Consider the following 17,795-nt stretch of genomic DNA (forward strand, 5'->3'; position numbering starts at 1 on the left):
TTACATTCCATTTTTAAAATACGCCTTCATCTTACATTTTATTTGTAATGTTTGCTATATGAGGCATCAAAAAACAGACTTCAGACCCGGATATTTAGGTCTAGAAGCCTGTTTCGATGTCGATATTTCCGTTTTCCACCAGCGCTTGTTAGCGTGCAAAAGGTGTCATTACAAAGTAGCTCAGCGCAGCAACAATTCCCAGTCCTATAGCCCACGCACCTGTCGTCTTTTGACCTCTGGCATAGGCAAAATAACCAATCACTGCGGCTGCCGGCCCCAACACGATAGACCAGATGAACAAGGAGAGGATGCCGAAGGCCAGACCTGTATAGCCCATAACACGACTTCCACTGTCCGTTCCTTCCACTTCATCGTCTTCAGTTCTGTCCTTGACCGTGGCATTTCGTAGTTGCGTTGGAACAGGACTGACTTCAGCAGCATATTCCTCACGATGTTCGCGTTCCCGGCGCGGATAATCGACTCTGCGGGGACGAAAAATGACTTTTTTACGATCAGAGGTCTCTTCCGACCGTTCGGGTTCGTTATCATAGTTATCCATGAGTGGGCCTCCTAAGAGTTCGGCTTAAACGTCAGACAGCAGGTTGCGGATGAGGTATTGGCATGATCTTTATGATCGCCATGAATCAGTTCTTCAGCGAATTCTTCTTTAAAATGGCTTCCTGTGTGCTTGTCAATTTCAATGATGATTTCTTCGGCCCTGCAAATGTTGCTTTCTCCCCAATAATGACAGTTGCTGACACTGCACTTTACGAACGGCTTTTGAGCGCTTGGCATCATCATCACCTCGGCTTCATTATGTCCGGGCAGACAATCAGCTATGCGATTCACCGCTTCCAGTTGATTCCCGAACGATGCTGGCTCTGAGATTCCCTGCTTGTTCACGCAAAAAAGGATCAGCACCCATGTACTGGGTTACTGATCCTAAATAAACGTTTTGGATAAGACTACACCTGATTTTGCATGCGCTTCTCAGTCAAATAATCATTCTCATAATAAGTCAGATCATCGCGCAGTTCTTCATACAATTTGGTAATGTCCAGAATGATATCACGGGCTGGACGTACTGGCTTCTTGCGGAAACGGATAGCATCCTGCCCTGTATAGGCATAACGACCGTCTTCGGAGTAGCTTTCATTCTTGGGATAAAAGAAGTTATTCACGCCATAATGGTACACATTATAAAGCGCTTTCTGCGCAAATGATTCATCAAATGTGGCACGGCGCAAAGCAACTCCCAGCTTCTCATATGACATCTCGGAGAATACCAGCACATGACGCAGATCGGACAGAAACCCTTCATAGAAATGCACAGTTTCCTCATCCTGCTCGGTAACAAGCTGCGGTAATGCGTGCTGGTTCAGGAACAGCTCCACTTTATCGATAGCGATTTTAAGCTTTTCTCTCGTCGTTTCACATAATTTCTGCACATTAGCTGACATGGCGGTTGCTCCCCCTTATTATTCCTTACTCTTGCCGTCGCTTACGTTCAATTTACACTTTTCACAGTTCACATTTCAAGTTTCATTAGTTATGATGTTCCGATGTAATCTTACAAGTTCAGGAATTCAATCCTGGGGTCTTCTATCTTCTGATATTATCATAAAAAACGAGCCTGCGGTATCCCTTTTCTGCAATGCATAAAACAGGCTTCCGTTTCTCAATCTATGGAGACTACAAAGCCATGGAGGAACGGAAATCATGTCACGAAAAAATTTAAGAATAGCTGGTCTGCTGACCGCCACATTTACGGTTGTTCTGCTGACCTTCGCCTTACGGCCAGCAGAGAAGGGAAATACGCCGCTTAGACAAGCCTCAGTCCCCGGCCCCAAGCAGGAGAAAATATTGAAGAAAACTACACTTTCCCAAGATGTCACAGCAACGGACCGGTTGAACCGGGTGGATGTAAGCCATCATCTGACAAGCTTGCTTAACAAGGCACATGGAGCTTCCTTTAAGGATGTTTCAGTGTATGCAGAGCACCTTAAGCAGGAACACGGGCATTTTGCCATGCTGACATGGTTAGATTTCCGTACCAATAAGACCACCACCTTCAAATCCGACCCTCCTCAAGGTAGCGATCAGGAGAATAAAACACTGCAGAAATACCTGAAGCTAGCCAAGTCCAGCTTAAAAAATCACAAGTCCTACGAATCCCCCACTTTTGTGGTCGGCCAGGAAAAATATTATTTTATGGGCCAACGCGACAAGGAAGGCAGTATCGGCGTAATTGCGCTGATTAATCAGAAAGTCCTCGGCAAAGTTGCCGATCATCAGCTCAAGAACCTTCGCCTCATTCCTTATCCCAAAGAAGGGAAGTTCCTTGTCGAATCCGTGCATACTGATACCCTCGGTGAACTGACAGTCAAGACTGGACATGACAATCAGAATGCCAGCCATTTTTATGAAAATGAGATCGTAGTCCGTTTTCCGAACGGCCATCCCACGCAAGGGCAGCTTCAGACAATTGTCGCTGACATCAACGGCAAAGAACCGCGCAAATTGGGCTATGCTTATATTTTCCGCTCGGAGAAGATGAGTTTTTATCAGCTCAAATCCTATTTTGATAACAAATGGCATCCGGAGTATACGGAGCCACACTACTTATATTTAACGAATGACACCGTTTCTGAAACAAATCCTGCGGTCATTACGCCCAACGACTTGCTCTACTCCACTTACCAGTGGAATTTACCAGCGATTGAGACAGGGCAGGGATGGAATTTAAATAAAGGCAGTAAGGATGTTATTGTCGGAGTCGTAGATACCGGCGTGCAGGCCAGCCATCCCGATCTGCAGGGCAAGCTTCTACCGGGCTACAATGCCGTAACGAAGGGCTCTACCCCGGATGATGATGTGGGTCATGGGACACATGTTACGGGCATTATCGGAGCTCTCGTCAACAATGGAGAGGGTGTAGCGGGGATTAGCTGGTACAACAAGATTTTGCCGGTAAAAGCACTCGATAACTCCGGGGCAGGAACCACCTACTCGGTCGCTGAAGGCATCATTTGGGCCGCCGACAACGGGGCCAAGGTCATTAACCTCAGTCTCGGCAACTACGCCGACTCCCAATTTCTGCACGATGCCATCAAATATGCCTATGACCGGGATGTAGTCCTTGTCTCGGCCTCGGGGAACGATAATACGGAGCGGCCGGGATACCCTGCCGCCTATCCGGAAGTGCTGGCTGTAGCCGCAACCAACTCGTCGCACCAGCGGGCATCTTTCTCTAATTACGGGGATTATGTGGATGTTGCTGCCCCTGGGGAAAGCATTGCCAGCACATACCCGAACAGCCAGTATGCGGCATTGTCTGGCACATCCATGGCAAGCCCCCATGTAGCCGCGCTGGCCGCATTGGTTCGATCCTTGAACCCCGACTTAAGCAACCAAGAGGTCATGGATCTGTTGATGAAAAATGCAATCGACCTCGGCACCCCAGGTCATGATAAATACTACGGCTGGGGTCAGGTTGATATCTACAAGACCCTGCAGGCAGCCTCCGGCAATCCCGTCCCGCTACAGCTCTGGCCACAGCATGTTCGGCAGCAGCTTAACCAATTGAAACAGAGAATGGGTGTTAACCCTTGATAAAAAGTTGCGGATGACGCGGTAATACGTACTTGCATCTGGTAATGTAATCGCGGCGCAATGCGGTACTGAATCCACCTGGGACAGCCTTTACTGGATCATTTTTCCCGGTAATTCAGAGGCCATGTACCTGGACAGTAGCTCTAAAAATAATTTCAGCCCCTGCTCCATGCGGGCTTTATCCATTTGCGCGTAACAAAGCCGAATATGCCTTGAGTTGCCGTTTCCCGCATTGCAGACATCACCAGGGAGAAAAGAAATACTCTCCTGCTCTGCCAGTGTGTGCAATTTGTCAATCTGAAGTGTGGCCGGGAGTTCTAACCATACGTTGAGCCCGCCTTCCGGCAGCGTCCAGCCAACCCCTGAAGGTGCATATTGCCTCAATAGTCGGCCTGCACTCTCCATCCGCTCTCTTAAAGCGATGCGGAGCCCTGCGGCATATCGTTCATAGCTGTCCGCTATGAAGGGCAGTACAGCTCGCTGGGTCAGGAGCGGACTGCCGAGATCACTGGCGGATTTGGCAGCAATCAGCCGGGACAGAATGTCCCCTTCAGCGGCGACACAGGCGATTCGACAGCCGGGAGCCAGCACCTTACTGAAGCTTTTCAAATACACGACATGCCCATCTCTATCCATCGACTTGATGGAAGGCGGGGGTGGATCACGGAAATACAGATCACTGAATGGATCATCTTCTATAATGAGACAGCGGTAGCTGCGGGCCAACTCCAGCAGCCGCTGTCTTCTTTGTATGCTCATCGTAACTCCGCTCGGGTTTTGAAAGGTCGGGTTGGTATAGATCAGCTTCGGGGGGCGCTGGTCACATAAGGAAGTTAGAATATCCACTCTCATTCCTTCACGATCCATCGGCACAAAAATCATCTCTGCCCCGCGTCCGGCAAAAACATCAATCGCGCCTGTATAGCTGGGATCTTCAAGATAGACAACATCTCCCGGTCCCACAAAAGTACGTGCCACAAGATCAATGCCCTGCTGTGAACCGCTTGTAATCATCAGCCCCGAAGATGCCAGCGCCATGCCACGCTTCTGCAGATGCTGCCGCATGACCTCCCGTAGCTCCAGATCACCTTGGAAATTCCCGTAAGACGCCATTAATTCAGGCTGTTCCGATACAAGAGCGGCCATGATGCTGCCAATAGATCTCAGCGGCAGCAGTGCACGATGCAACGACGCCAGATGGAATGAATAGTCGGCCTCAGACTCATTGAAATTACGCCAGAGCTGCGCTCTCGGCAAATAATCATCATAACGTCCCTGCCAACCGCTGTCTTCTCCCGTTCCCTCATGCGTCATATCTGCAACAAAGCAGCCCTTCCCCTGAATACAGAGAATACGCCCCTTTTTCTCCAGCTCCGCATAAGCCTTGCTTACTGTCACCTGGCTAACCTTCAGGGACAGGGCAAGTTCGCGTACAGAGGGCAACCGTGCGCCGGGAAGCAGAAGACCTGAAGAGATACGCTGCCCCAATTTCTCGCAGATTTGCTGAGGGAGGGATCGGCTGCTGCCGCGCTTCAGTTCTATGTGCATACTGGTTATCTCCCAACTGTTATATTCGGCCCTTTACTGTTATACTCTCATGTCGTTATGATACCATCAAACCAAGAAGGCGGGGAGTAATCTTATGAATATCCAGTACTCTACAGCAGCTCAAAATATAGGCTCGTCAGTCGTTCGAGAAATCCTGAAAGTCACGCAAGGCTCTGATGTGATCTCGCTTGCGGGTGGATTGCCCGCTGAAGAGCTGTTTCCGGTAGAAGCAGTCCGGGTTGCTTACAACCAGGTATTATCGGGCGACGGCTCCGCACTTCAGTACGGAATCACCGAGGGCTTCACTCCCCTACGTGAACAAATTGCCGGCCGACTTGCCCGTCAGGGCATTCCGGTAAATACAGATGAGATTATGTTGACTACAGGCTCTCAGCAAGCAATTGACCTGATTTGTAGAATTCTGTTAGACCCCGGCGATGCCGTGCTCGTAGAAACACCTACCTATCTCGCTGCATTGCAATCTTTGAACTTCTACCGTGCCAATATCCATACTGTGGACCACGACAGTGAAGGGATGTTACCCGAAGATCTGGAAGAGAAGCTACGGAGGCTGAAGCCAAAGCTGCTGTACACCGTCCCTACCTTTAACAATCCCTCTGGAGCTACTTGGAGCACGGAACGCCGCCAACAAATTGTACAGCTGTGCCAACGATACGGCACACTGATTCTGGAGGATAATCCTTATGGCGAACTGAGATTCACAAGTGAGCCTGGCAGCATTCCGCCTACACTAGCGGCCATCGACCGAAACAGCAATAAAGAACATTGCGTTATCTATACAGGCACCTTTTCTAAAATTGTCGCCCCTGCCCTGCGCACCGGCTGGATTGCGGCTACCCCTGAACTTGTCAGGATGGTTGCCAAGGCCAAACAGACAGCCGATCTGCATTCCAGCGCAATCGATCAGCGGGCGTTGCATCAACTTCTGCGGACGTTCGATATAGAACAGCACATTGCTAGCGTCTCCCGTGAATATCATTCGCGGATGAAGCTGTTGTCCCAGGAGCTTCTTGCTCAGGGGATGGAAGGGTTGAGCTTCCGTGAACCTCTGGGAGGGATGTTTCTTTGGCTGACACTACCAGCCGAAATCGATACAACAAAGCTCCTGCCGCTAGCCATGGAGCAAGGTGTCGCTTTTGTCCCCGGTGAGGTCTTCTATCCCTCTCATCCAGAAAAGAATACGATGCGCCTTAATTTCACCCACACGCCGCCGCAGCTTGTTCAGGAAGGCGTGCAGCGCCTGATGAGAGCCATTGTGCAGTGGCGGGAACATGAGACTGCTATCTTGTAGCGGGCGGGTTTACCGGACTTCTTTTTATAAAAACAAAAAACGGCGGCATTACCCGGATAACCGGATAAACGCCGCCGTTTGATCTATGCTGTTCATCAGACGATTGAAAAATTAATACATAACGTTGCAGTTAGGAAAGTTTGCCGTAAGCCGGGTTCTGTGCTCTTCGTGGTTCATACGGGAACTACCCTCCCACCATAAGCGACAATCATCTATCTAGGCCGTACATTACTGCACAGCTCCAGCGACCAACCTAGACGCGCCTCAGGCGAAGGCTGCACATTCCGCAAGGGATGCGCTGCGTCTCATTAGGTCTTGCTCCAGATGGGGTTTACCAGGAACAAAGTCACCAGTGTTCCTCGGGGTCTCTTACACCTCGGTTCCATCCTTGCCTGTGCCGCCCAAGGGCGGCCATCGGCGGTCCATTTCTGTGGCACTATCCTTCGGCTCGCGCCGACTGGACGTTATCCAGCACCCTGCCTTATGGAGCCCGGACTTTCCTCCCGCGGCTTGCGCCGCCGGCGATTGTCTGTCAAACTTTCCGAACAACATTTATATTATACAGACTTACGGTGTCCTGCACAAGTGTAATTGTTTGGAACTACATAAACCGGAATGGCTCCGTATTCACCTGCGAAGCATGGACTGCCGTCTTATAACGCCCTTCAGTCAGCTTCTCGGTCATCCACTCCGCAACTTTCTCCTTCATGATCTTCTCCGCGTTATGCCCCGGATCAATCAAGGTAATACCCGCCAGCAGCGCATCCTGAGCCGTGTGGTAATCAATGTCTCCAGTAACCAGCACGTCCGCCCCGCGGAAAATCGCACTGTTATAGTATTTAGCACCGGAACCGCCCAGAACAGCTGCCTTACGGATCGGACGATCAAGTTCGCCAACCACACGTACCTTATCCACCTTCAGCCCCTGTTTGACGGTCTCCACGAACGCTCCAAGTGTGGTGGCCTCTTTAAGCTTTCCTACCCGGCCCAGACCGAGGCTGCGGCCCTTCAGATCCATCTGATACAGATCATAAGCTACTTCTTCATAAGGATGAGCCTTCAGCATGGCTTGCACCACTTTGTTACGGATCCCCTGCGGCACGATCGTTTCGATCCGTACTTCCTCAGCACGCTGCATTTTCCCCGGCTCCCCAATATAGGGCTCAGTACCTTCACCCGGCAGAAAAGTGCCATATCCCTCAATATTGAAGCTACAATGACTGTAGTTACCAATCGAACCCGCACCTGCGTTCAGAATGGCATCCAGCACCTTTTGATGATGATCTTTCGGGACGAACACTACCAGCTTGGACAATTGCTCCGAATGAATATCCTTAATCGGTGCACTGTTCTCAATGCCGAGCGCTTCCGCCATCCAGTCGTTCATCCCGCCTTCAGCCACGTCCAGATTTGTATGGCTGATATACACAGCAATATCGTGCTTGATGAGCTTCTCATACAATCGGCCAGCTGGTGTATCCGTAAGAATACCCTGCAGGGGACGGAAAATAATCGCATGATGGGCAATGATCAGATTGCAGCCCAGGGAAATAGCTTCCTCCACAATCTCCTCGTTCACATCCAGCGCGACCAGAATCCCGGTAATCTCCTTCTGCAAAGAGCCCAGTTGAAGCCCGACCTTATCCCACTCCTCGGCGATATGCTTTGGGGCAAGCTGCTCCATATACTGAATTACAGTTTGTCCTTTCGCAAGCATTCCAGCACCTCCGTGATTTCCTTGATCTGTCCTGTAATGACTCTCCGCTTGTCCTCAGCCGAGGCCAGCTCGGAACGAGAAAGCGAGGCAAGAATGCTTTCCAGCTTACGAATCTCTCCCTGCCACTTGTCAAAAAATACGTCATTCGGCGACCGCAGTAGCCAAGGCCCCATCTGGATCAATCTATCTTTACTGCAAACGACTTCGCCGCCCGCCAGCTTCAGATCGCTGTACACCTCAACATTAGTGTGAGTCCCCGCAGCTTCTGGCACCGCGGTCAGGATCTCGTAGATCTTACCGTCTTCCTCCAAAATATGCTCAGCAGTAAGCACCCAACCATGCTCCAGCAACCAACGACGAAGATTATCTTCGCCGACATTTGGTTGAAGCGACAGGGTCGTCACGCCTTCCAGCTTCCCTTGCTGGCGTCCCCGGTCAAGAATCGCCGCAATCAGCGATCCGCCCATACCGGCAATGGAGATACTATCCACCTCGCCCGGCTCCAGCACCTCTAGACCATCTCCCCGGCGAACCGAGATCACCTTTCCTTTTCCAGCTTCCGCCACGCCTCTGCGTGCAGCTTCAAAAGGTCCCTCGTTGACCTCTCCAGCCACAGCAAACACGGCACGTCCGCTCTGTATAGCTGCTACAGGCAGCAGCGCATGATCGGAGCCAATATCGGCTAGCCGGCTGCCCTGTGGAATCTGCTCCAGCACCAGCTGAAGCCGTTCAGATAATTTAGTATTGTTCATGTAGCCACCCACGCAATCCATTTTTTTCGGAAAATAAACAACAACGCCAGTTCTGCAGCAATCTTCGCTAGTAGCAAGAAGGCAATCCACTGCGGATAATCATGCCGCAGCAGAAGCGCATCCAGCTCCGGCAGCAGCCAGAGCGTGGCTCCCACTGCAAAATACACGCCGGCAACTCCACTCACCCGGTAATGCAACAGCCAGCTCAGCCAGACCATCAGCACACACAGCGGCAGCCAAAGCAGCTCCAGCTCAAGAATCGAAGCATCCGGACGCATCCCGCCGAAGAAACCCGCATACAGCAGCGCCCAGAAGGCATAACCGCAGTATTGCAATAACCCGATACGAAGAACAAAGCCAAGCACACACCAGAGCAAACCGCAGGTTCCAATCAGAATCGGCTGCCAGAAGTCTGGATCAAGATGATGCAGCGAAATGAGCCACAAGCCGAATCCCAAGGTCAGCAAACTGCCGATTCCTGTCAACATCAGGCTGATCATTCGGTTACGCTTTCTGAAAATTGCTGCATATCCGTAACAAACAATCAGGACAGACAGGGCGGTTGCGATTTGCAAAGGCCAGGGAAAAACGCTAAAATATATACTAATCAAGAAAAACAAGGAAATAATACCAAAACCAAACAACCATATTTTGATGCTGCCCTGCTGCAGATTTTGCAGCGAGATGGGGTTACTGTCCTTGACCGCATTTTCGTCGTCATACAGGTTGGTCAAGAAATCGCAATATTGCTCTGGTAACAGTCGGCTCTTTCTCCAATACTGAATTTCATTCAAGATCGTGTCGCGTTTCTCCAAATTCACCGGCTCATCCCTCTTTCCGCCCATTAAACGAAAAGAACCTCCTGCCACTGAGCAGCAGAAGGTCCAGTTCATACATCCTATTCGAGGAAATCCTTCAGCCGTTTACTGCGGCTAGGATGACGCAGTTTTCTAAGCGCCTTGGCTTCGATCTGACGAATCCGTTCCCGGGTTACGCCGAAGACCTTACCAACCTCCTCCAGTGTTCTCGTCCGGCCATCATCCAGACCGAAACGCAGACGAAGCACGTTCTCTTCACGCTCGGTGAGCGTGTCCAGCACATCCTCCAGCTGTTCCTTCAGCAATTCGTAAGCCGCCGCATCCGCAGGGGCCAACGCTTCCTGATCCTCAATGAAATCGCCCAGATGGGAATCATCCTCTTCACCAATCGGTGTTTCCAGCGATACCGGCTCTTGAGCAATCTTCATGATTTCTCTGACCTTTTCTACTGTCAATTCCATCTCTGCTGCAATTTCTTCTGGCGAAGGTTCACGTCCAAGTTCTTGCAACAGTTGACGGGAAACACGGATCAGCTTATTGATTGTTTCAACCATGTGCACCGGAATACGAATCGTTCTGGCCTGGTCCGCAATCGCGCGGGTAATCGCCTGACGAATCCACCAAGTAGCATACGTACTGAATTTGAATCCTTTATTATGGTCGAACTTCTCCACCGCTTTGATCAGACCCATGTTACCTTCCTGAATCAAATCCAGGAACAGCATGCCACGGCCTACATAACGCTTCGCGATGCTGACTACGAGCCGCAGGTTCGCTTCTGCAAGACGGCGTTTGGCTTCTTCATCGCCGTTCTTGATGCGCATAGCGAGCTCCACTTCGTCATCTGCCGACAACAGGGGAACACGGCCGATTTCTTTCAAATACATCCGCACAGGATCATTGATCTTGATGCCCGGAGGCAATGACAGATCATCATCGAAGCTGAAGTCGTCATTATCGCTGCCTTCGTTGTCCTCACTTTGCCGAAGAGTCGTAACCTCCTCGTCATTCTCGTTCACAACCTCAATCCCCAAATCGCTAAGCTGCTCATAGAACTCTTCCATTTGCTCGGGGTCTTGATCAAACGGCGACAATTTCTCCATGATATCTTTGTAATTCAGTGATGATCTTTTCTTGCCATGTTCAATAAGTTGATCCTTAACCTGATCCAAAGTAAATTCCGCTTCGAGTTCAGTATGCTGATCGTTCGCCATAATTCGACTCCCTCCTCCCTAGGTACATCCTGCCAGGCATTTCATTGTCTCTCTAGGGCTATAATCTCACTTGCTATTTGTGCCGCACGCAAAAAGTCACCTGTTTTTTCGGCCTGAATCATTTCTTCTCGCTTCTGTTCCATCCTGCGCTGCAGGGGGTATTTCCGCACTTCACGGATGTAGTCGTCCAGCACCTGTGTATTCCAGTCTGGAGGGGTATCCATCATGGAAATAGCAGTTGCCGCTTTTTCCAGACGGTCATCCTGAAGAGATGAGAGAAACCGGCTGATTCCCGGTGGTTTTCCTTGAGCGTAATAGGCGTATAGATAAGCGGCAATTGCCGCATGATCATCGATGTTGAAATCTTCTCCGAGGCGTTCGCCCACATATGTGGCGGCTTCCGGGTCCTGAATCATGAAGGACAACAGGCGCCGTTCCGCGACATGGTAAGCGGGTAGCAGCGTTGGTGTCTGCACTTGCCCTTTTTTATGCCTACCATTATTCCACCTTTTATCGTTATTATCCCCTTCGGGGATGTTTTTTTGCATCGATGCCCGGAGTAAATTGCAATCCTGCTTTAAACTATCATATGACAGCTCAAGCTCAGAGGCGATTTCCCGCAAATAAACTTCTCGTTCCGTGGAGGAATGCAAGGATGCAATAATCTGAAGTGCTTCTTTTACGTAAGCAATTTTACCGTCTTCCTCTAGGAGTATATGGTTTTTTTTCAGATATATAAGCTTAAATTTTACGGATGAGACCGCCGACTCAATCACCTGTTCCCTGAACCGATCCCCACCATAACGGGATACAAATTCATCCGGGTCCAGTCCACTGGGCAGCACGGCAACTTTCACGCGGAACCCCGCTTCCTCCAGCATGGGAATAGCTTTGATAGCCGCAGCTTGTCCCGCCCGGTCGCCATCATACGACAGCACAATCTCATCAGCCAGATTTTTCATCATTGCCACATGATTCTCGGTGAGCGAGGTCCCCATAGTGGCAACGCCGTTCAGTACACCTGATTCCCAGGCTGAAATGACATCCCCATATCCTTCTAACAGAACGATTTGCCGCGTTTTGCGAATGGATGCTTTCGACTGATGCAGATTGTACAGAACCCTGCTTTTGTTAAACAGCTTCGTGTCCGGGGAATTCAGATACTTCGGCTGGCCATCCCCCAGAATTCTTCCGGCAAAAGCAATCACCTTGCCTGTGCGGCTCGCAATCGGAAACATAATCCGGCCGCGAAAACGGTCGATGAAACCTTTACCCTCGCCTCTGACGGACAATAGTCCGCCCCGCTCCATCTCGGCGAGATCAAATTGACGCTTCTCCAAAAATTGCTGGAGCGTATCCCAGCGGTCCGGCGCATATCCGATCTGAAACTGATCAATCATTTTATCACTGAAATTCCGGGATCTTAAATACTCCATGGCGGCAGTGCCGTGCTCCGTATTCTTCAGCAGAAAATGATAAAACTTCGCAGACCATTCATACGCTTGAAGCAGCCGGTCCCGTTCGGGGTCTGGCGGAGACAATAGCCCGCTTTTCCCTTCCGGAAGGGGAATGTCACTTTCTTCGGCCATCGTTCTAACTGCCTCGGGGAAGGATAACCCTTCGATTTCCATCCTGAATTTGATGGCATTTCCGCCCATACCGCAGCTAAAACAATGAAATACTCCACGCTCTGGAGTGACAGTGAAGGAAGGGGTTTTCTCCGAATGAAACGGGCAGAGGCCCCATAAATATTTCCCCCGCTTGGTCAACTGGACAACTTTACCGACGGTATCGACAATATCATGGCGTGCCAGCACGCTCTCGATGACCTCTTCCGGGATACTTCCCTGTCCGCTAGCCATTTCAACCACCTTCATCTCTTAACAAATAAATATAATTCGCTACAGCTGAACATTCTCCTGCAAAATTGTTAAAAGTTTTGTCAGTTTATGTTGAAAAAAGTTTTTCTCCTCGGCAGTGATGGGTTTTGGACCTTTGGAATAATGCCCCCGCCTTCGTTCCACTGCCCTGGCATGCCTGCCTTCCAGCATGAAATCCATGGTGGAATCCTTATAGTCCTGGCCACGAAACGACAGCACATTACAGCGTTTGCCCAGCGCCAGTGCGGCCAGTCCATAATCCTGCGTCAGCACCACATCACCTGCGGAGATATGATTGGCAATATACAGGTCGGCACTCTGATCACCCCGGTCCACCTGCACGACCGTTACTCCTTCTTCGCCCTTCAACGCATGGTCATAGGAAGAAACCATAACCACCGGAATTCCAAAGGAGCGGCCTACGGCTGCAATTTCTTTTTTGACCGGACAAGCATCTCCGTCTACAACGATTGTTCTCCCCGGGGACTTCTCCATCTTCATCACCAATTTCCCGTGTAATATATATACGCGCTTCTGGTATGAAATCCTTCTTTATCAAAAAGAAACGGCTTTGCTGTCCTCTGGAAAATCTATAATTCGAATCATAAAACGTAAGCGGACATTTTAGCAAAATCATAAATACGGAACAGTTGTCAAGCTGACGCTTTGGCACTGTTCCGTATATTTATACCCTAAACCATCAATCTATACCATAAAACACTTAACTTTTTTATCGTCAGGAATTAAGGAAGGGGCTTGGTCTACCAAACCAGCTTGCCGAAATCAGCGAAAATCTTCGAGTCGGCATCAATGCCAGCCAGCAGTGCCAGACGGTTAGCGCGCACCTTCTCATCCTCTGCCATAACCATGACGGAATCGAAGAATCCGGTGACGGCATCCTTCAAGCCAGAAAGAATAGTCAACGCTTCTTCGGCTTGCTTGCTTGCAAGAGCTTCACGATAAGGAGTGTGCAGAGCCTGCCATGTCTCATACAGCTTAGCCTCTGCTGCCTCAACCAACAACGCAGGATCGATAGTGACTTCCGTTGCCTTGGCGGCAAGGTTGCTTACCCGGGTCAAGGAATCCACAGTAATCTTGAAATCCTCTTGTCCGGTGACCGCATTCATCAATGCCCGGCTTCTCGCAACTACATTCACTACATCATCAAAACCAGCAGCAATGACAGCATCCACTACATCATAACGAACATTGTCGGACAGCAGTCGTTTAACGCGTAGACCAAAGAACTCGTAAAGTGTATTACGCAGTTCCTCACCCGAATGTTTCAGATTTCGTGAACTTTCATGAACTTCAGTCGCAGCGGCAAAAATATCCTGCAAGGAGATCGGAAGCTGACGCTCCAGCACGATCTGCACAATCCCTGCGGCCTGACGGCGCAGAGCATAAGGATCCTGGGAACCGGTCGGAATGATGCCGATGGAGAAGCAGCCGACAATAGTATCCATTTTATCCGCAATGCTGACTACCGCACCTGCATCTGTCGATGGAACTTGATCTCCGGCGAAACGCGGCTGATAGTGTTCAAAGATAGCCTTGGCAACTGTCTCCGTCTCTCCGGCTTTACGTGCATAATCTTCACCCATGGTGCCTTGCAGCTCAGGGAACTCATAAACCATTTGGGTAACGAGATCAAATTTGCAAATATCGGCGGTACGGCTAATTTCAGAGGCAGTAGCCGCAGGCAGATTCAGCTTGGCTGCCAGCAGGTCCGCGATCTTGCGAATCCGACGGACTTTATCGCCGATACTGCCCATTTCTTCGTGATACACGATATTTTCCAGCTTAGCCAGCGCGTCACTGATTTGCAGCTTCTGATCCTCTTCGTAGAAAAACTTGGCATCGGACAAGCGGGCGCGAAGCACTTTCTCGTTCCCTTTCGCGATCACGTCCAGTGACTCTGCGTTTCCGTTACGGACAGTGACGAAGAACGGCAACAGCTTGCCTTCTGTATCAAGCACAGGGAAGTAACGCTGATGCTCGCGCATCGAAGTAATCAGTACGTCCTGCGGAATATTCAGGAATGCTGGGTCGAAGGTGCCGAACAGAACCGTTGGCGTCTCTACCAGGAAGAGCACTTCTTCAAGCAAATCTTCTTTGATGGCGATCGTCCAGTTCTTCTCAGCAGCCAGCTTGTGAATCTGATCCAGAATCAGGCTCTCCCGTTCCTTCACATCGGCCAGCACATGCTGTGAACGCAGGCTCTCCACATAAGCAGCAGGCTCGGCAATTACAGTCTCGCCTCCAAGGAAACGATGTCCACGGCTACTATTGCCGGCTTTGACACCCGTGATCTCCAAGTCAATAATATCCTTGCCGAACAGGGCAACCAGCCAGCGGATCGGACGTACGAACTTGAAGTCGTAGCTGCCCCAACGCATATTTTTCGGGAACGTCATGGCATTAACGATGTCCAACAGACCTTGTGACAGCAGTGTGGATGTTTCTACGCCGGCACTGCTTTTGGTAGCGTAAATGTATTCAACACCAGCCAGTTCCTTAAAGGTAAACTGCTCTGGGGATACGCCTTGACTACGGGCAAAACCAAGTGCAGCCTTGCTCCATTCACCACTGGCGTCCAAGGCAATTTTACGTGACGGGCCTTTGACTTCTTCACTGATATCAGTCTGCTTCTCAGCAACATCTTTCACCAGAACAGCCAAACGACGAGGTGTTGCATAGGCAGTAACACCGCTATGAGAAATACGCGAAGACTCCAGCCATTTGGACATTCTGTCTTCAAGCTGCTCCATCGCAGCACGGATGAACCGGGCCGGAACTTCCTCCAGACCGATCTCGAACAATATATCTTTAGCCAAGGTCAGCACCTTCTTTCTTCAGCAGCGGGAAGCCCAGCTTCTCGCGTTCCTCCACATAGGTTGCGGCCACCGTACGAGCCAAATTACGCACTCTCGTAATAAATCCGGTCCGCTCCGTTACACTGATTGCTCCCCGTGCATCAAGCAAGTTAAAGGTATGGGAGCATTTCAACACATAGTCGTAAGCCGGGAACACCAGATGGTTCTCCATCGCTCTGCGGGCTTCTTCTTCATACGTGTTGAAAAGTGTAAACAACATTTTGACATCGGAAACTTCAAAGGTATATGTGGAATGCTCCACTTCCGGCTGGTGGAATACATCTCCGTAGCTGATTCCGTCCACCCACTCCAGATCGAATACATTTTCCTTCTCCTGGATATAGGAGGCAAGGCGCTCCATACCATAAGTGATTTCAACAGCTACCGGATGGGTCTCGATACCGCCCACTTGCTGGAAGTACGTAAACTGCGTAATTTCCATCCCGTCCAGCCACACTTCCCAGCCAAGACCGGCGCAGCCCAGGGAAGGATTCTCCCAGTTATCTTCTACAAAACGAATGTCATGCAGAAGCGGATCTACGCCAAGCGCCTTCAGACTCTCCAAATAAATCTCCTGGATATTGTCCGGGGATGGCTTAATAATCACCTGGAACTGGTGATGCTGGTACAAACGGTTAGGGTTCTCCCCGTAACGACCGTCGGAAGGACGACGTGACGGCTCTACATAAGCTACCTTCCACGGCTCTGGCCCCAGTGAACGCAAAAAGGTCATAGGGTTCATCGTACCCGCCCCTTTTTCCGTATCGTACGGCTGGACGATAATACAGTTGTGTGCTGCCCAAAACTGCTGCAGCGTCAAAATCATCTGCTGAAAGTTCATGCTACCGACTCCTTCGCTTACAAGTTTTTTCATGCCTGATGCCTTCTTTAGGCCTTGCGCTGGAGGCGGCTCTTCTCTATTCTTGCAGTGCACCGGGAGACTCCCGGCCAGCTACAGGTCAAAAAGCTCCCGCCCCCATGCCTGATATACAGACATAGGGACGAGAGCTTAACATGTTCTCCCGCGGTTCCACCCTACTTGATCCGTCCCATAACTGGTACTAAAACTGCCAATAACAGGGTGACGAATCCACTTTTCGCTTGGTGCCGTTTCCGTACTCCCGGGTGCCATGTTCATGAACTTTGCCCTGCCAGGCTTCCACTGCCCCCGGCTCGCTGATGCGGCAATACTATTCATTACTTTCCCGATCGCTGCACGTTCTCCTTAATGGAGCCATTACGGCTGACCACAATTAATAAAAGTAAACTGCCACTATAGTAACGGAAATTTCAGGATTCGTCAAATCTCGTATTTATCCAGCTGGTCCAGAAAGTTCTGCGATTTCAGCCGCAGCCCAAGCTGCACATCCATAAAGGATCGCATGATCTTCTTCAGTTCCAGACGGGTACCTTCCTTCACATCCACATTGCCGAGCCGGGTCAGATCCAGCGCCGCGAACAACCGTAGCAGCTTCAGCGCCCGGGGTGAAATCGCCAGCGCCGGGGGATCCTGATGCTTGCAGCTACGGCACAGTACCCCGCCGAGGCGGGGACTGATTAAAAGCTGATCATCAGGTTTTTGCGAGCCGCATATGACACATACATCCAGTTCCGGAGCATATCCTGCTGCCTGTAGAAGCTTCATTTCGAAAATATTGATGATCACACCGGGTTCCTTATCTTCTTCCAGCGCATTCAGGCAGGCTGTCAACTGGCGAAACCAGAAGCTTCCGGTCTCTTCATCATGCAGCACACGGTCCAGCAGCTCGCAGGCATAGGAAGCGTAGGCAGCTTTGATTAGATCTTCACGCAGTGGATGATGAGATTGCGTAATCTCCCCCGAGTTCAGCGTACCCAGTCCTCCGTTATTTCTGAAAAAAACAAATTCTCCAACTGTAAACAGCTGAATCAGCGCAGCATGGCGGCTTCTGACCTTCTTGGCACCGCGTACGAGCACACCTACTTTGCCCGCGTTCTCGGTGCAAAGCGTAATGATCGCGTTCCCTTCGCCGTAGTCCATGCTGCGGATGACGATCCCTTCCACCCTGTGTAGCATGCCTCTTCCC

15 protein-coding genes and 1 other RNA gene are annotated in these 17,795 nt (G+C 50.4%); 2 read left to right on the plus strand and 14 right to left on the minus strand.

Going from position 1 to position 17,795, the window contains the following annotated elements; translation table 11 throughout:
- Nucleotides 1–148: 148 nt before the first annotated feature.
- The 3 genes from ACFVU8_RS12045 to ACFVU8_RS12055 form a co-directional block, all read right to left on the minus strand.
- Nucleotides 149–559 carry a hypothetical protein gene (locus ACFVU8_RS12045; RefSeq protein WP_379465812.1) on the minus strand — a complete coding sequence of 137 codons (411 nt, stop codon included), beginning with the start codon at nt 557–559 and terminating at the stop codon, nt 149–151.
- Nucleotides 560–570: 11 nt separating this feature from the next.
- The gene (locus ACFVU8_RS12050) at nt 571–903 is read right to left on the minus strand and encodes a DUF1540 domain-containing protein (protein ID WP_387427551.1); all 333 of its coding nucleotides are present in this window, start codon (nt 901–903) and stop codon (nt 571–573) included.
- A 62-nt stretch (nt 904–965) separates the two neighbouring features.
- Nucleotides 966–1,460, minus strand: coding sequence for a YpuI family protein (locus tag ACFVU8_RS12055; protein WP_066364215.1), 495 nt, complete (start codon nt 1,458–1,460; stop codon nt 966–968).
- 259 nt (nt 1,461–1,719) lie between these two features.
- Between ACFVU8_RS12055 and ACFVU8_RS12060 the strand changes: the two genes are divergently transcribed.
- Nucleotides 1,720–3,612, plus strand: coding sequence for a S8 family peptidase (locus ACFVU8_RS12060; RefSeq protein WP_387427553.1), 1,893 nt, complete (start codon nt 1,720–1,722; stop codon nt 3,610–3,612).
- A gap of 90 nt (nt 3,613–3,702) precedes the next feature.
- Here ACFVU8_RS12060 and pdxR read toward each other — a convergent pair whose 3' ends face one another.
- Nucleotides 3,703–5,160 carry a MocR-like pyridoxine biosynthesis transcription factor PdxR gene (pdxR, locus tag ACFVU8_RS12065; protein WP_387427555.1) on the minus strand — a complete coding sequence of 486 codons (1,458 nt, stop codon included), beginning with the start codon at nt 5,158–5,160 and terminating at the stop codon, nt 3,703–3,705.
- 94 nt (nt 5,161–5,254) lie between these two features.
- Between pdxR and ACFVU8_RS12070 the strand changes: the two genes are divergently transcribed.
- On the plus strand, nt 5,255–6,472 hold the full coding sequence (locus ACFVU8_RS12070) for an aminotransferase-like domain-containing protein (RefSeq protein WP_387427557.1): 1,218 nt from the start codon (nt 5,255–5,257) through the stop codon (nt 6,470–6,472).
- A gap of 131 nt (nt 6,473–6,603) precedes the next feature.
- Here ACFVU8_RS12070 and rnpB read toward each other — a convergent pair.
- The 10 genes from rnpB to recO all read right to left on the minus strand — a co-directional run bounded on the left by rnpB (nt 6,604) and on the right by recO (nt 17,785).
- Nucleotides 6,604–7,013: RNase P RNA component class A (gene rnpB, locus ACFVU8_RS12075), an RNA gene on the minus strand.
- 60 nt (nt 7,014–7,073) lie between these two features.
- On the minus strand, nt 7,074–8,189 hold the full coding sequence (locus tag ACFVU8_RS12080; protein ID WP_379465816.1) for a Nif3-like dinuclear metal center hexameric protein: 1,116 nt from the start codon (nt 8,187–8,189) through the stop codon (nt 7,074–7,076).
- Entirely contained in the window at nt 8,165–8,941 is a 777-nt protein-coding gene (locus ACFVU8_RS12085) for a tRNA (adenine(22)-N(1))-methyltransferase (RefSeq protein WP_379465817.1), read from the minus strand. Before ACFVU8_RS12085 ends, ACFVU8_RS12080 begins: the two co-directional genes overlap by 25 nt.
- Entirely contained in the window at nt 8,938–9,786 is an 849-nt protein-coding gene (locus ACFVU8_RS12090; RefSeq protein WP_387427558.1) for a hypothetical protein, read from the minus strand. Before ACFVU8_RS12090 ends, ACFVU8_RS12085 begins: the two co-directional genes overlap by 4 nt.
- Before the next feature lie 53 nt (nt 9,787–9,839).
- Nucleotides 9,840–10,973 (minus strand): RNA polymerase sigma factor RpoD, encoded by a 1,134-nt coding sequence (gene rpoD, locus ACFVU8_RS12095; RefSeq protein WP_066364230.1) that lies wholly within the window; start codon nt 10,971–10,973, stop codon nt 9,840–9,842.
- Between the two features lie 41 nt (nt 10,974–11,014).
- Nucleotides 11,015–12,835 (minus strand): DNA primase, encoded by a 1,821-nt coding sequence (gene dnaG, locus ACFVU8_RS12100; RefSeq protein ID WP_066364231.1) that lies wholly within the window; start codon nt 12,833–12,835, stop codon nt 11,015–11,017.
- A gap of 39 nt (nt 12,836–12,874) precedes the next feature.
- The gene (locus tag ACFVU8_RS12105; RefSeq protein ID WP_066364233.1) at nt 12,875–13,354 is read right to left on the minus strand and encodes a YaiI/YqxD family protein; all 480 of its coding nucleotides are present in this window, start codon (nt 13,352–13,354) and stop codon (nt 12,875–12,877) included.
- Nucleotides 13,355–13,614: 260 nt separating this feature from the next.
- Complete coding sequence (gene glyS, locus ACFVU8_RS12110) at nt 13,615–15,690, minus strand: glycine--tRNA ligase subunit beta (RefSeq protein ID WP_387427559.1); 2,076 nt, start codon at nt 15,688–15,690, stop codon at nt 13,615–13,617.
- Entirely contained in the window at nt 15,683–16,570 is an 888-nt protein-coding gene (gene glyQ / locus ACFVU8_RS12115) for a glycine--tRNA ligase subunit alpha (protein ID WP_379465946.1), read from the minus strand. Before glyQ ends, glyS begins: the two co-directional genes overlap by 8 nt.
- 459 nt (nt 16,571–17,029) lie before the next feature.
- Entirely contained in the window at nt 17,030–17,785 is a 756-nt protein-coding gene (gene recO / locus ACFVU8_RS12120) for a DNA repair protein RecO (protein WP_066364236.1), read from the minus strand.
- Between the last annotated feature and the right edge of the window lie 10 nt (nt 17,786–17,795).

Source organism: Paenibacillus sp. NPDC058177, assembly GCF_042883835.1.
In the GTDB taxonomy this organism is placed as follows: Bacteria; Bacillota; Bacilli; order Paenibacillales; family Paenibacillaceae; genus Paenibacillus_AQ; species Paenibacillus_AQ agri.